Here is a 13,268-nt window from a genome sequence, read left to right on the forward strand (position 1 = left end):
CAAGTTGAACGCGGAGAGGACAGAATGATGGATATACTCTCGGGCAATTCCCCGGCCGAAGGCGCCGATCTGGTCAAGGATATCACCGAAGCGACCTTCATGGTCGATGTTGTCGACGCCTCGAAAGAGGTCCCGGTGGTCGTGGATTTCTGGGCCCCTTGGTGCGGGCCCTGCAAGACGCTCGGACCGCTTCTTGAACAAGAGGTCAAGGCCGCCAAGGGTGCCGTGCGCATGGTCAAGGTCAACGTCGATGAATCGCAGATGATCGCGGCGCAGCTTCAGATCCAGTCGATCCCGACGGTCTATGCCTTTTATCAGGGCCAACCGATCGACGGGTTCCAGGGCGCATTGCCCGGCTCCGAGGTCAAGGCTTTCATCGAACGGGTTATTCAGGCCTCTGGCGGTGCTACCCCCGGGGCCGGCCTCGATGAGGCCGTGGCCGCGGCCGAAGAGATGCTGGCCGAAGGCGCGGCAGCAGACGCGGCCCAGACCTTCGCCGCCATTCTGGGCGAAGACCCCAATCACGCCGGCGCCTATGGGGGGCTGGTGCGCGCCCATATCGCCGCCGGAGAGTTGGATCAGGCCGAAGCGGTGCTGAATGGCGCCCCGGCAGACATCTCTCACAGCCCCGAGCTTGAAGCCGCGCATGCGCAACTCGAACTCGCCCGGCAGGCAGCCGATGCCGGCCCGGTGGCCGAGCTCGAGGCCGCCGTGGCCGCCAATCCCGACGACCTGCAGGCACGGTTCGATCTGGCCCAGGCGCTGCATGCCTCGGGCAAGGTGCAGGAGGCGGTCGATCAGTTGCTTGAGCTGTTCCGCCGTGATCGGGAGTGGAACGACGGCGCGGCCAAGTCGCAGCTTTTCACCATTTTCGAGGCGCTCAAACCGAACGATCCCATCGTGCTGCATGGTCGGCGCAAGCTCAGTTCGATGATATTTGCCTGATCCGGTTTCAGGGCTAAGTTCATCTCTATGATGCAAGCCGTCGACCTGCCGGAGACCATTGCCGTCTTCCCCCTGCCCGGGGCGCTTTTGCTGCCCCGGTCACGGTTGCCTCTGCATATCTTCGAGCCTCGCTATCTGCAGATGCTGGAAGACGTACTGAAGACGCCGCAACGGCTGATCGGCATGGTGCAGCCCTGCCCGCAACCGGCCCGAAGCAATGCGTTGCACGCGATCGGCTGCGCCGGTCGGGTCACCCAGTTTTCGGAAACGGAAGACGGGCGATACATGATCACCCTGACCGGCATCAGCCGGTTTCGCATCCAGTCGGAGATCGACGGCTTTGCCCCCTATCGCCGCTGTTCCGTCTCTTGGGAGGGGTTCAGCCGCGATCTGGGCGGGACGGAAACGGATCCCTGTTTCAGCCGCAACCGTTTCCTTGATCTGCTGAGCCGCTTTTTCGCCTCTCGCCATCTGCAAACTGACTGGGACGCGCTGAAGGAGGCAGAGGACGAATTGCTCATCAATTCGCTGTCGATGCTGCTGGATTTCACCCCCGAGGACAAACAGGCGCTGCTGGAAGCGCCATCGCTGCAAACGCGGCGCGAGACCCTGGTCACCCTGCTTGAATTCCAGATGCGCAGCGGACCGGGCGAGGAGACCTTGCAATGAACGATATGACCGACATTCCCGCCGAATCCGGCCCTGCCCCCCAACCGGCCTTCGACCGCCGCATGCTCGAAGCGTTGATCTGCCCGCAGACCCATACCACGCTCGAATATGATGCACAGCGGCAGGAGCTGGTGTCGAAGGCTGCCGGCCTCGCCTTTCCGATCCGCAACGGCATCCCCGTCATGCTGGTGGGCGAGGCGCGACCGCTGGAGTGATCCCGGACGGCGGCACCACCGGACAGGACCGAAGGCAGGCCGAAGCCGCCGCACCGTCTGGACGGTTTTGCACAAACACCCCGACCTGTGCTAAGTTGCGAGTAGGTCACGGCCATTGTCATGCTGTGACGACCATCGACTTAGCCATTCAAGCCAGAGCCATGTCATGAATATCAGCAGGTCCAAAGCGGAAACCCCGCATCTGAATGCCCTTTCGGTCGAACTCTCCCAGTTGAACGGCCCCTGTGTCGGCTGTTCCGATTGCGGCGGCCTCTGCATGGCGCTGATTGATGCGCTGACCTTGCCGGAGATGGTGCTGGGGAAAAAGCGCGACGGCGTCTGAGCTCAGGCATGTCGGGGCCTCTCAGCCTGGCGAAGTCACCCCAGGGCTATTTTCACCAAGGGCGATGGCCCGGAACCGGTGATCAGCCTGGTACGCGCAGCCAGCCGTTGGCGAATGTGACCTCAGCCACCCCGGCAAGCCGGGTCAGGCGGGCCAGTTCCGCCTCCAGCCTGGCTTGGCGCGGGGCGGTCCAGCGGATGCCGGGTTCAGGCCAAAGCGCGGTGACCCGCAGAAGATCTGCGGCGCGATCCGCCTTCATGTCGATGCGCCCGACGATCCTGTCGCCCTCCAGCAGCGGAAAGACGTAATAGCCGTATTTCCGCTTCGGAGCCGGCACGAAGACCTCGATCCGATAATCGAAGCCAAAGAGACGCAATGCCCGGGCCCTGTCGCGCAGCGCCGGATCGAAGGGGCTGAGCACCCGCAACCGCCCCGGCGCAGGTGACAGGCCGGCAGCCTCGGCCAGGACATCGGGGCGGGCGAACGCGCGACGCGGGCTGCCGTCCCGGCTTTCCACCTCGATTTCGATGACTTCCCCCCGGGCAAGGGCCGCGCCGGCCCAATCGCGCGTCTCGGCCAGGGTGATGATATCCCAAAAGTCGGCCAGTTCCTTGGCGGTGGCGAACCCCATCCGGTCGAGCGCGGCAGAGGCGGCCCAGGCAATGGTTTCCTCTGCTGCGAGGGCGGTCTGGCGCAGGGTCTCGTCGATCACCCGTTCGGTCAGATCATAGCGTTTCTGAAACCCCGTCCGCCCGGTCACACTGAGTGCGCCGGTGCGCCAGAGATATTCCAGCGCCGTTTTCGACGGGTGCCAATCCCACCACCCCGAGCATCCCTTCTTCTCATCGCCGCCAAAATCGGAAGAGGTCACCGGCCCATGATCGCGCACATGTTGCAAGACCGGGGTGAAGCGATCTTCGAACCCATGGCCCTGCCAGTCGCGCCAGCGGGTCTTCAGCCGGTCTGCATCGCGGCGGAACCGAAGCTGCCAATGGGGAAACTGCGTCACCGGCAGCATCGCGGCGTCATGGGTCCAATGTTCGAACAGCACCCGATCGGTTTCGTAAAGCCGCTTCAGCGCCGCGGGCCGATAGGCCGGGCGACGCGCGAACAGGATCAGATCATGGGCCCGGGCAACCGTGTTGATGCTGTCGATCTGCACGAAACCCAGATCTTTGATGACATCCAGCAGATCGGCGCCCCTGCCCGGCCCCACCGGCGCCTGGCCCAGCCCGTGACGATGCAGGAACAGCCGCCGCGCGGCCCGGTGATCCAGGCGCGGTAGGGGCATCTCAGCTCCGCTTCAGCGTGTCGCCAAAGCTGATCTTCGGAGTCAGGGTGACCAGGCTCTCGATCTCGCGCGGCGGGGTCTCCAGCCGGGCGGCAATGATCTCGGCCGCCTTGCACCCGATCTCCAGCCGGCAGGCGTCCATCGTGGCAAGTTGGCGCGGCAGCCCCTGCAACAGCTCCACCCCGTTGAAACCGGCAAGCCCGATCTGACCCGGAATGTCGATGCCTTGATCCAGTAAATAGAGCAACCCGCCCGCCCCGATCATATCATTGGAGTAATAAAGAAAATCCAGATCGGGCGAGCGGCTGAGCATTTCCGCCGTCATCTCGCGCCCCTTGGCCAGGGCCGAGCCGCCAGAATAGAAGGCCCGATCCTCGATCTCGATCCCGTGTTTGGCAAGCTTCTCGGTGAAACCCTCGAACCGCTTCCGCGCCCGGTGGTCCAGCGGCATCTTGGTGCCCATGAAGCCGATCCGACGATAGCCCGCCTCGATGATCGCGCGGGCCATTTCGCGCCCGGCACGGCGATGCGAGATACCGACCATCGCATCAACCGGGGTGCCATCGGTATCCATGATCTCGACCACCGGGATGCCGGCGGCCTTGAGCATGGCGCGCGAAGCCTCGGAATGTTCGAGCCCGGCGATGATCACCCCCGAGGGCCGCCAGGAGAGCATTTCGTAAAGCACGCGCTCTTCCTTTTCCGGCAGATAATCGGTGACGCCGACCACCGGTTGCAGAGGAGTATCCTCCAGCACCCGGTTGATGCCAGTCAAAACCTCAGGAAACACCATGTTCGACAGCGACGGGATGATCACCGCGATCAGGTTGACCCGGTTCGAGGCAAGCGAACCAGCGATCTTGTTCGGCACATATCCCAGCGCCTTGGCCGCCTCGAGCACACGGGCGCGGGTCGCCTGCGAGACATCGCCGCGATTGCGCAGAACACGACTGACCGTCATCTCCGAGACGCCCGAGGCCTCGGAAACATCGCGCAGAGTGAGCGGGCGTTTGTTCTCAGCCGTCACGGTGGGTCCCTTGTATCGGAATGGGGCGAGGGTAGCGCGAAGCGGCATGCATGTTCAAGCATGCCGACAGCGGCTGTTTAGGGCGGTGACAAGCCCGCCGATCCAGTCTAAAGAAACCGCGGCGGCCCCGTGGCTCAACTGGATAGAGCAGCCCCCTCCTAAGGGGCAGGTTGCAGGTTCGAATCCTGCCGGGGTCACCATTTATCAAGTTTTGCCAATGAAGCATAAGTTTGCACGATTTGGCAGTTTTCACGCACACCCCCTGTCAAGAGAAATGTTGCGACGGGCGAATCTTAGCGCTTTTCCTGATGGTTCGAGATCGCGCGCATCGCGACTTCACGCAGATAAATAGGGCCCGCCTCCAGCCCTTCAGGCTGGAACGGCTTGACGCCGGCCGCAGAGAACACCGCGAATATCGTGTTGCGATGTGCTCCGGTCTCCTGGGTGATCATCGTGGGCGTCACGAACCTCTTCCGAAAATCCGCGATTTCGGCTTCGGACATCAGCCACTGCAAACGCGCCGTCTTAGGGCTTTTGACCTGAGTGGCAGCAATATGGCCCCCCTCGATCAGAGCGGTGAAGGCCGAGTAGTCTCTCAACCCGATCGAACGGGCAAAAGCTGACGCAGCCATCTGCTGTTTATGCAGTGCGTCCAGGAAGAGAAGTTCGACGACGATACCATGATAGCCGAATACCTCCGACCGTTTTCCAGCCTGAACACGCCCTTCTCGGATCGCGCCGATAATGCGGCCAACACCGAGGCCCGACCGTTTGCTGGCCCGTTGAATGGTCTCCCATCCCGTGGCCTCGGGTGGCAGAAGGACTGCATGATGCTCCAGCTCTTTGACCAGGGCCAGTCCGTCGGGCAGATGCCAAGGATTCTTGATCTTCGGAAGCCGTGATCTGGGTTCCAGAACACCTTCCGCAACAAGCGCGTTGAACTCAGACAGCGTCGCGCCCATTGCTTCGCACATGGCGTTCGGTCCGATCCGGGTCGCGATCTCGTGCAAGAGGCCTGTATGGACTTCTGCATCGAAGATCTCGCCTGACGGTGATCGCGTGTCATCCTGTGTAAAAACACCAGCCTCGGTCAGCAATGAATCCAGTAAAGCCGTTGTGATGCCAGTTTCCTCTGAGGCAGTCAGAAGCGAATGCACTTGGCGCGCCTGGACCTCTTGGCCAAGGACCATCTCGCCGGCCGCGAGAGGCCATATGCGGATCACGTGATTCCGCAGGAGGGCACGAAACCCGTCAAAACTGCGATCTTGGCGATAGAAATGCTCCAGCCTGTCGTAGAGGGCGCCGAAAGCACCGCGGCTCACATCCGGAGCGCCACCGCCAGTATCGGATAAACGGGCGAATGCCTCCTCTATCGCCTGCGGGCCGCGAGAGGCAAAATGAAAGCCGGTTGCCTTGGCTTCGCGGTCATCCGGGGGCAGGTCCTGAACACGCCGAAGCTCCGCCCCGAGCAAACTGCAGAAGGCCGGATTGCGCCACAGGGGGGGGGGCGATCTGCGGCCCGAGGTTCCCACACAGCGAGCTGTTGATTGCCGTCGCAAAAAGCGGCCCGGGACTGGCGGTTGTCCCCTTGCTCTACGTCGAGACAGAGCTTGAGAACAAAGAACTGCTGCTGCCGTTTGGCGGGCCGGTTCCAACCGCCGACAGCTATTGGCTGGTGCAGCCCGAACAGCGGGCCGAGATCCCGGCGGCGCATCAGTTTGCCTTGTGGATCAACGATCAGGCACGCGCATTCCGCCGCGATGTATCGAACATGCGGGGTACCAGGCGATAGCGGCATCCCCCACCCCAAGCCCATCGCCCGAGGCAGGGAGGCGCAGGCTACAGGTCGAAGCTGGCGAACACCGGCGCATGATCACTGGGCTTTTCCCAGCCGCGGGCGTCACGCAATACACGGCTGCCATGGGCCATCGGCGCGACATCGGGCGTGGCCCAGACATGATCCAGCCGGCGCCCCTTGTCGGCAGCGTCCCAATCCTTGGCCCGATAGGACCACCAGGAATAGAGCTTGCCCTCGGGGATATCGGCACGGGTGACATCGACCCATTTGCCCGCAGTCATCACATCACCCAGTGCCTCGACCTCGACAGGAGTGTGGCTGACGATCTTCAAAAGCTTTTTGTGATCCCAGACATCATCTTCGCGCGGGGCGATGTTCAGATCCCCCACCAGGACCGACTTACCGAATTGCTCCTTGTGAAACCAATCGCGCATTCCGGAAAGGTAATCCAGCTTCTGGCCAAATTTCTCGTTCACCGCGCGATCGGGCACATCGCCGCCGGCGGGCACGTAGAAATTATGGATCACCACCCCATTTTCCAACCGCCCGGCGACATGCCGGGCATGCCCCAGATCGGCGAAATCCATATCGCCCATGTCCTCGATCGGCAGTTTCGACAGGATCGCCACGCCGTTATAACCCTTCTGGCCGCGCGCGATCATGTGATTGTAGCCCAATGCCCGGAACCCTTCGACCGGGATCTTGTCGACCGGGCTTTTGCACTCCTGCAGGCACAGCACATCGGGCGCCTCTTCCTCCAGCAGCTTCAGCACGATCGGTTCGCGCAGACGGACCGAATTGATGTTCCAGGTGGCGAGGGTGAAGGGCATTTCGTCTCTCCTGACAGGGTTGCGGCACCCTAGGCGCTGAAACAGCGGGGCTCAAGCCGGGGCTTGTTCTGCGGGTGAGGGTGACTAGGTTACCCTAGGTTCGACGCACGCGCCCGCAGCAAAGGAGCTTTTCAGTGAGACGACTTGCCACCGCGCTGGCCCTGACGCTCCTGCTCCCTGCCCTCGCGGCGGCAGGAGAGCTCGGGCAGATCACCGGCACGGTTGATGGCGCTCCGCACGACTGGGTCGTGATCAACGACAGCACATCCCGCCGCAGCGCCGCCACGACGGTCATGAGCGGAGTGCGCCAGGTCACGCTCTGGGGGGCGGCCTCGGCCGACACCCCGGAATCGCCTCAGGGTGCGCTGCTGCTCGACTTCAGCCTGATCTCCGTGGGCGAGGCGATGACAGCGACTGACGCCCGGCTGCAATATCTGAAGGATGGCTATAAAAGCGGCTATCTGGCCGTGGAGGACGGGCTGACCCAAGTGACTCTGTCCCTGGCCGAACAGCGCCCGGACGGGCTGCACCTGTCCGGCAAGTTCAGCGCCAGCGCGACCTTCAGCAACCAGATCAAGCTGCGCCTGACCGCCCCCCTGCCAGCCGTTCGGATCGACGGCAGTTTCGACGTGGTTCTGCCGGAACAGCAGTAGCCCCCTTACTGCTCACCAACGAATGTCAGAAGTGTGGTAGCCAGAGGCGCAAGGATCGCAGCCACCATCTCAACCTGGCGCTGCATCGCGGCAAATGCGCTCTCTCCCGGCTCTGACAAAGACTGCGTTTCAGAAGTTACCCTGGCGATCCTGCCGTTCAGAAGCAACACCACCGGCCCATAGAACCCGGCAATTGCCAGTGAATAGCTTACCCCGAAATAGACCGACAGGCCGGAGACCGCGTGGCCGTAACTGGAAAGCGCGTCTTTTGCGAGCACCGATTTCGGAAATTCCATTAGCGCCAGGATCGCCAGCATTCCGATCGTGAACAAGACCGAAGTGAGATAGAGGAACAAGCGCGGCAGCCGGAACACATGATTGCGGTTGGGGCTGCACAATGCCTGCCGCGATTGTCCAAGAGACAGGGCAGCGCCAAGAGAAGCGGCGCCAACCGCAAGAATGGCCGATCCCGCGCCCAGCCCCTGCATCACGTTCACCCCGGATGTGCCGCCACTCGCTTCGTCCTTGCTGCCGAAAAGACAAACATCGTCGTCCTTTCCGGGAGACAGGCAAACATTCAGCGCCTCGGCAAACAGATTCTGTCCAAGGAAATGATGCAGGCGAACCTCACGGGTGCTGAGATAGTAAATTATCGCAATCCCCACAGCCGCGGCAAAGGCGAGCAATGCATTTCTGATCGTCACAGTGTCGTAATAGAAACCCCCATTGGCCTCCGGATGCCGCGCGAAGAGCTCGGACAGGAAGGCGAAGACGATCAGCAAGGCGATGCTCACGAACAGCACCGTCATAGCCATGAATTTATAGCGGCTCCCCGTTTCGGCATAGGTGCTCTTGGTCACGATATTCAAGGTAAGGTCCGGCAAATGCGGGTTTGAGAAGCCGGTGTGAAAGAACAGATAATCGGTCAGGATAAACAAGACCAAGGGCACGAAGACACATCCGAAGTATCGGGCCGGAACGCTCACCGTCGAATCATCCCTTTACCAAAATGGGTTATACAACCCAAAATAGCATTTCTCCCCCCTCAGCGGGGACTGGAAAATCCTTCGCCTCCCAACAATGGGAGAGCCCCGGCGGGCATGATTTCGGTTCTTCCGCCACAGAGCGGCGGCGGAAAAAAAAGACCGGGCACACGGCCCGGCCAAGGTCCAACAGGGAGGTGCATGTCATAACCCGGACATGCGCGGGATAGCTTGCATGTAGCAACCTGACCTCAGCTCAGCTTTGACCTGGGTCAAGTCGCCCTATGGTAGAACCTTTGCCGCAATCATGCAACCAAACGATAGCCACCGGCTTCGGTCACCAGAATGCGTGCATTCGAAGGATCGGGCTCGATCTTCTGCCTCAGGCGATAGATATGGGTCTCAAGCGTGTGCGTTGTAACCCCCGCGTTGTACCCCCAGACCTCATGCAGCAAAATGTCGCGCGGAACCACGCTTTCCGGCGCCCGATAGAGATACTTCAGGATATTGGTTTCCTTCTCGGTCAGCCGGATCTTGCGGTCATCACCGGTGATCAACATCTTCATCGACGGCTTGAACGTGTAGGGCCCCAGCTTGAACACCGCGTCCTCGGACTGTTCGTGCTGACGAAGCTGGGCGCGGATGCGCGCTAGCAGCACCGGGAACTTGAAGGGCTTGGCGACATAGTCATTGGCCCCGGCATCCAAGCCCAGGATCGTATCGGCATCGGTATCATGACCGGTCAGCATGAGGATCGGCGCCTTGACCCCTTGCTTGCGCATCAACTTGCACAGCTCACGCCCGTCGGTGTCCGGCAGACCGACGTCGAGGATCAAAAGATCGAAAAGCCCGTCCTTCACCCGCTCCATCGCGGCATGGCCGTCGCCGGCTTCGGTCACTTCGAAATCCTCCGTCATGACAAGCTGTTCTCCCAGCGCGTCACGCAGATCCTCGTCATCGTCCACCAGCAAGATTTTCTTGGTCTGCGGCATGTTGGCCCTCCTGTCTGATGTGATGTCAAATGCGGGTGATCACGTCACGGGACAAGTATTGCTGCAAAACCCTCACGCTGTCGTGTCCAGCACACGGGTTTTGTTTCACATTTGCGCAAAAGCGCTTAGATACGTCGGGACGTATTTTCCGGATCCGATCTCATGAGCCTCTTGCCCGACATCAATGAACTGATCGCCCGCGCCCGTGCCGATCTGCGCATGGGGGTGCCCCTGGTGCTGGAAACCGGGACAGAGGCAGCGCTTGCGATCTCGGCCGAGACGCTCACACCCGAACGGCTGGGCGATCTGCGACAGATCGGCGATCCGGTGATCGCCATCACCGCGCGGCGGGCCGAAACACTGAAGGCCCGCCCCTATGACGGAGATGTCGCCCGGGTGCTGATCCCCCGCGATACCGATCTTGGCTGGATCCGCTCTGTGGCCGATCCGGCCGATGATCTGATCACGCCGATGAAGGGCCCGCTGAACAGTCAGCGCGGCGGCTCTGCCGCCCTGGCACGACTGGGCATCGCCCTGGCCAAAAGCGCGCGCCTGCTGCCGGCGGTGGTGCTGGTGCCGATCACCGAAGGGGCGCGCTATGCCGCCGATTTCGGACTGACCCGGCTCAATCACGCGCTGGCGGAACCGCACCTGGGCGAACGCAGCGTGATGAACGAGGTCGTCCATGCCCGGCTGCCGATGGCAGCCTCCGAAGCCGGACGGCTGCATATCTATCGCCCCGAGGACGGCGGAGAAGAACATTATGCCATCGAAATCGGCCGCCCCGACCGGTCGAAACCGGTCTTGGCGCGACTGCATTCGGCCTGCTTTACCGGCGACGTGATGGGCAGCCTGAAATGCGATTGCGGCCCGCAGCTTCACGCCGCACTGGAGCATATGGGGAGGGAAGGCGCCGGGGTCCTGCTTTATCTCAACCAGGAAGGCCGCGGCATCGGCCTGGCCAACAAGATGCGCGCCTATTCACTGCAGGATCAGGGCTTCGACACCGTGGAAGCCAACCACAGGCTGGGCTTCGAGGACGACGAGCGTGACTTTCGCCTCGGCGCTGACATCCTGCGCGAACTCGGATTTTCATCGGTGCGGCTGCTGACCAACAACCCCAAGAAGATCGCGATGATGGAAAAGACTGGCGTCACGGTGGCCGAACGGGTGCCGCTGAAAGTCGGGGAAACCGCTTACAATCGCCATTATCTGGCAACCAAGGCGAAGAAATCCGGGCATCTTCTGTAAGCCCCTCGGGGAGCTTCGGCGCAGGGCATATCCCTTTTGGGCGCGCGGCTCCGGCCCCGGTCGAAGCCGCCATCACACCCTTTCAGACGATCCGGAAAATTCAAATTTTCCGAACAAATTTCTTCGAGGAAATTTGGCGCCCCACCTCAGACCGGATGGCTGCGATCGCCGAAGATCGCCGAGCCCACGCGCACATGTGTCGCCCCAAGTGCGATGGCGGTCTCGAAATCGCTGCTCATCCCCATCGACAGGCCGGAAAGCCCGTTCCTCTCGGCGATCTTGGCCAGCAGTGCGAAATGCAGGCTCGGTTCCTCATCAACCGGGGGGATGCACATCAACCCTTTCACCGGCAGATCGAGCCCCCGGCATTCGGCCACGAAGGCATCGGCATCAGCCGGCAGGATACCGGCCTTCTGCGGCTCTTCCCCGGTGTTGACCTGAATGAAAAGCTCGGGGCACTTGCCCTCTTCCTGGGCCAGCCGGGCCAGCGTCGTGGCCAGCTTAGGACGATCGACCGAATGAATCATATCGAACAGCTCAATGGCCTGGCGGGCCTTGTTGGTCTGCAGCGGCCCGATCAGATGCAGCTCGACGCCCTCGAAACGCTCCATGAAGGCAGGCCATTTCCCCGCGGCCTCCTGCACCCGGTTCTCACCGAAGATACGCTGCCCCTCGTCCAGAACCGCCTCGACCCGCTCCAGTGGCTGCACCTTGGACACCGCAATCAGCGTGACCGCCCCCGGCGCCCGCCCGGCCTCCTGTTCGGCCTTTGCGATACGGGTCTTGATCTCTTGCAGCGACATGCGAGCCTCCTGTTGCGATGGATGCGCGCGGGCAGGAAAACACCAGTTGGCGCCAAAAGGAAAGGGCCCGAACCGGGACGCCCGCACGAAAAAGGGCAGGTCCTGAGACCTGCCCTCGCATTCCCTGCGGAATGACTTCAAGCATTAGAACTTGAAGTACACACCGGCTTGGAACTGGCTGTCGTTGGCGGCGGTGTCAACATAACCGGCAACCAGGGTGGCGCCGCCGCCCAGGTCGTATTGGTAGTTGATGCCGTAGGCAGTGCCGTCAGCAGCGTCGGTCGAAACTTCGGAGTCGGTCGAGTTGACCCACAGCACGACGTTCGACGCGGCGCCGATGTCCATGTTGCCTTCCAGAGTCCAGCTGCTGGCTTCTTCGGTGTCACCGTAGGCCAGTTTGGCACCGAACTGACCGAAGTCTGCGCCGACAGCGGCGAAGGTGATGCCGTCGGTGGTTTCAACGGTTTTGCCGTTGATCACGCGGGTCGGGCCATTTTCCGACGACTGGTAAGCCGCGGTGACATAGTAGTCGGAGAAGCTGTAGGTCAGCATGATTGCGGTACGTGCTTCACCCTTCGCTTCGCCGGCGACGGTGCCGCCGTTGTTGCGCGAGTAGGACACGTGACCGGTGAAGCCGCTGAAGGTGTACAGAGCTTCGATGCCGTTGGCACCCATGCCGTCCGAGTCATACGAGTCCCAGTACCAGCCCACACCGTTCATGCCTTTGATCGGCAGCGAGTGGAAGTCCATGCCGTCGATGCCGGTACCAGTCGAGATGGTGGTGGTGTACAGGCCCGGGGCGTTTTCGATGGCGCCGATGATGTTGCCGACGTTGACGGTCAGGCCGCCGTAGCTCACGCCGAAGCGGGCACCGTTGAAGCCGTTGTCGCCACCGGGGGCGCTGCGGCCCGGGTTGCCGTCACGGTTTTCCGACTGCATGCGGACACGTGCGTTGAACACGACGCCGGCGTCGGTTTCGGTCGACATGTCGAACTGCAGACGCAGACGGCTGGTGATGTTGGTATCCGAACGGCCAATAACGTTTTTGTTGGCTTCGTTGTAATCCAGACCGAAGCGGCCATAACCGCTGATCTTCACATCGGCAGCGGCCATGCCAGCGGTCGCAACCAGCGCGGTCGTAGCGAAGAGAATCTTTTTCATAGTTTTCCCTCGGTTTTCGATTCATACGCCCAAACCGGGGAATCCGGTGTGGGTATGCAAAGGGGTTTCGCTCTTTCGGGGTCAATTTGGCAAGGCTCGCGAGCCGGGCGCCCTCAAAGTCACGGCGGATGGTGCAGCTTTGCCACAGTAACAAAGCCGCCCTGCATCCGCCACCAGACCCGCGCCTCGTGACACGCCCCGTGACACGCGCCGGCGCCCCTGATGCAGACGCACACGCGCGCGCGCCCTTAAGGGAACTCACGCCCATAAGGGAACTAAGGCCTTGCTCCAGATCGGCAGCTTGGAT

15 protein-coding genes and 1 tRNA gene are annotated in these 13,268 nt (G+C 61.8%); 8 read left to right on the forward strand and 8 right to left on the reverse strand.

The features are described 5' to 3' along the window. Positions 1-24: 24 nt before the first annotated feature. The 4 genes from G455_RS0109080 to G455_RS26680 all read left to right on the forward strand — a co-directional run bounded on the left by G455_RS0109080 (position 25) and on the right by G455_RS26680 (position 2,172). Positions 25-945 carry a thioredoxin family protein gene (locus G455_RS0109080; RefSeq protein ID WP_028093418.1) on the forward strand — a complete coding sequence of 307 codons (921 nt, stop codon included), beginning with the start codon at positions 25-27 and terminating at the stop codon, positions 943-945. Between the two features lie 27 nt (positions 946-972). After that, positions 973-1,614 (forward strand): LON peptidase substrate-binding domain-containing protein, encoded by a 642-nt coding sequence (locus G455_RS0109085; protein ID WP_028093419.1) that lies wholly within the window; start codon positions 973-975, stop codon positions 1,612-1,614. Positions 1,615-1,619: 5 nt separating this feature from the next. After that, positions 1,620-1,829 carry a Trm112 family protein gene (locus G455_RS0109090; protein ID WP_028093420.1) on the forward strand — a complete coding sequence of 70 codons (210 nt, stop codon included), beginning with the start codon at positions 1,620-1,622 and terminating at the stop codon, positions 1,827-1,829. A 166-nt stretch (positions 1,830-1,995) separates the two neighbouring features. Beyond that, positions 1,996-2,172: a hypothetical protein gene (locus G455_RS26680; protein WP_169726937.1), complete on the forward strand. Its 177-nt coding sequence runs from the start codon at positions 1,996-1,998 to the stop codon at positions 2,170-2,172. An 82-nt stretch (positions 2,173-2,254) separates the two neighbouring features. Here the strand turns inward: G455_RS26680 and G455_RS0109100 are convergent, their stop codons facing one another. Further along, positions 2,255-3,463 (reverse strand): winged helix-turn-helix domain-containing protein, encoded by a 1,209-nt coding sequence (locus G455_RS0109100; RefSeq protein ID WP_028093421.1) that lies wholly within the window; start codon positions 3,461-3,463, stop codon positions 2,255-2,257. 1 nt (position 3,464) lies between these two features. Continuing rightward, positions 3,465-4,490 carry a LacI family DNA-binding transcriptional regulator gene (locus G455_RS0109105; RefSeq protein WP_028093422.1) on the reverse strand — a complete coding sequence of 342 codons (1,026 nt, stop codon included), beginning with the start codon at positions 4,488-4,490 and terminating at the stop codon, positions 3,465-3,467. Between the two features lie 123 nt (positions 4,491-4,613). On the opposite strand from G455_RS0109105, the gene G455_RS0109110 reads away from it, so the two are divergent. Beyond that, positions 4,614-4,690: transfer RNA gene (locus G455_RS0109110), tRNA-Arg, on the forward strand. A gap of 93 nt (positions 4,691-4,783) precedes the next feature. Here the strand turns inward: G455_RS0109110 and G455_RS0109115 are convergent. Then, complete coding sequence (locus G455_RS0109115) at positions 4,784-5,962, reverse strand: hypothetical protein (protein WP_161629388.1); 1,179 nt, start codon at positions 5,960-5,962, stop codon at positions 4,784-4,786. Between G455_RS0109115 and G455_RS26900 the strand changes: the two genes are divergently transcribed. Further along, positions 5,851-6,282, forward strand: a complete 432-nt coding sequence (locus tag G455_RS26900) for a LysR substrate-binding domain-containing protein (RefSeq protein WP_084437035.1) — start codon at positions 5,851-5,853, stop codon at positions 6,280-6,282. The genes G455_RS0109115 and G455_RS26900 overlap by 112 nt on opposite strands. A 47-nt stretch (positions 6,283-6,329) precedes the next feature. Here G455_RS26900 and G455_RS0109130 read toward each other — a convergent pair whose 3' ends face one another. Next, positions 6,330-7,118 (reverse strand): exodeoxyribonuclease III, encoded by a 789-nt coding sequence (locus tag G455_RS0109130; protein WP_028093426.1) that lies wholly within the window; start codon positions 7,116-7,118, stop codon positions 6,330-6,332. 134 nt (positions 7,119-7,252) lie between these two features. On the opposite strand from G455_RS0109130, the gene G455_RS0109135 reads away from it, so the two are divergent. Continuing rightward, positions 7,253-7,771 carry a hypothetical protein gene (locus tag G455_RS0109135; protein WP_028093427.1) on the forward strand — a complete coding sequence of 173 codons (519 nt, stop codon included), beginning with the start codon at positions 7,253-7,255 and terminating at the stop codon, positions 7,769-7,771. 5 nt (positions 7,772-7,776) lie between these two features. Here G455_RS0109135 and G455_RS0109140 read toward each other — a convergent pair whose 3' ends face one another. Next, positions 7,777-8,757, reverse strand: a complete 981-nt coding sequence (locus G455_RS0109140) for a hypothetical protein (protein ID WP_028093428.1) — start codon at positions 8,755-8,757, stop codon at positions 7,777-7,779. Positions 8,758-9,059: 302 nt separating this feature from the next. Beyond that, the gene (locus G455_RS0109145) at positions 9,060-9,746 is read right to left on the reverse strand and encodes a response regulator transcription factor (protein ID WP_028093429.1); all 687 of its coding nucleotides are present in this window, start codon (positions 9,744-9,746) and stop codon (positions 9,060-9,062) included. A gap of 162 nt (positions 9,747-9,908) precedes the next feature. Here G455_RS0109145 and ribA point away from each other — a divergent pair, with 162 nt between their 5' ends. Next, on the forward strand, positions 9,909-10,997 hold the full coding sequence (gene ribA / locus G455_RS0109150) for a GTP cyclohydrolase II (RefSeq protein WP_028093430.1): 1,089 nt from the start codon (positions 9,909-9,911) through the stop codon (positions 10,995-10,997). 146 nt (positions 10,998-11,143) lie between these two features. On the opposite strand, the gene G455_RS0109155 is transcribed toward ribA, so the two are convergent. Further along, positions 11,144-11,800: a YggS family pyridoxal phosphate-dependent enzyme gene (locus tag G455_RS0109155; protein WP_028093431.1), complete on the reverse strand. Its 657-nt coding sequence runs from the start codon at positions 11,798-11,800 to the stop codon at positions 11,144-11,146. A gap of 144 nt (positions 11,801-11,944) precedes the next feature. Next, a complete protein-coding gene (locus tag G455_RS0109160) occupies positions 11,945-12,961 on the reverse strand; it encodes a porin (protein ID WP_028093432.1) in 1,017 nt (338 codons plus the stop codon). Between the last annotated feature and the right edge of the window lie 307 nt (positions 12,962-13,268).

This window comes from Pseudodonghicola xiamenensis DSM 18339 (assembly GCF_000429365.1).
In the GTDB taxonomy this organism is placed as follows: domain Bacteria; phylum Pseudomonadota; class Alphaproteobacteria; order Rhodobacterales; family Rhodobacteraceae; genus Pseudodonghicola; species Pseudodonghicola xiamenensis.

Excerpts from the sequence above, each read along its gene's own strand:
- G455_RS0109080 (WP_028093418.1), top strand. The coding sequence starts at position 25 with ATGATGGATATACTCTCGGGCAATTCCCCGGCCGAAGGCGCCGATCTG.
- G455_RS0109085 (WP_028093419.1), top strand. The coding sequence starts at position 973 with ATGATGCAAGCCGTCGACCTGCCGGAGACCATTGCCGTCTTCCCCCTG.
- G455_RS0109090 (WP_028093420.1), top strand. The coding sequence starts at position 1,620 with ATGACCGACATTCCCGCCGAATCCGGCCCTGCCCCCCAACCGGCCTTC.
- G455_RS26680 (WP_169726937.1), top strand. The coding sequence starts at position 1,996 with ATGAATATCAGCAGGTCCAAAGCGGAAACCCCGCATCTGAATGCCCTT.
- G455_RS0109100 (WP_028093421.1), bottom strand. The coding sequence starts at position 3,463 with ATGCCCCTACCGCGCCTGGATCACCGGGCCGCGCGGCGGCTGTTCCTG.
- G455_RS26900 (WP_084437035.1), top strand. The coding sequence starts at position 5,851 with ATGCCTCCTCTATCGCCTGCGGGCCGCGAGAGGCAAAATGAAAGCCGG.
- G455_RS0109130 (WP_028093426.1), bottom strand. The coding sequence starts at position 7,118 with ATGCCCTTCACCCTCGCCACCTGGAACATCAATTCGGTCCGTCTGCGC.
- G455_RS0109145 (WP_028093429.1), bottom strand. The coding sequence starts at position 9,746 with ATGCCGCAGACCAAGAAAATCTTGCTGGTGGACGATGACGAGGATCTG.
- ribA (WP_028093430.1), top strand. The coding sequence starts at position 9,909 with ATGAGCCTCTTGCCCGACATCAATGAACTGATCGCCCGCGCCCGTGCC.
- G455_RS0109155 (WP_028093431.1), bottom strand. The coding sequence starts at position 11,800 with ATGTCGCTGCAAGAGATCAAGACCCGTATCGCAAAGGCCGAACAGGAG.
- G455_RS0109160 (WP_028093432.1), bottom strand. The coding sequence starts at position 12,961 with ATGAAAAAGATTCTCTTCGCTACGACCGCGCTGGTTGCGACCGCTGGC.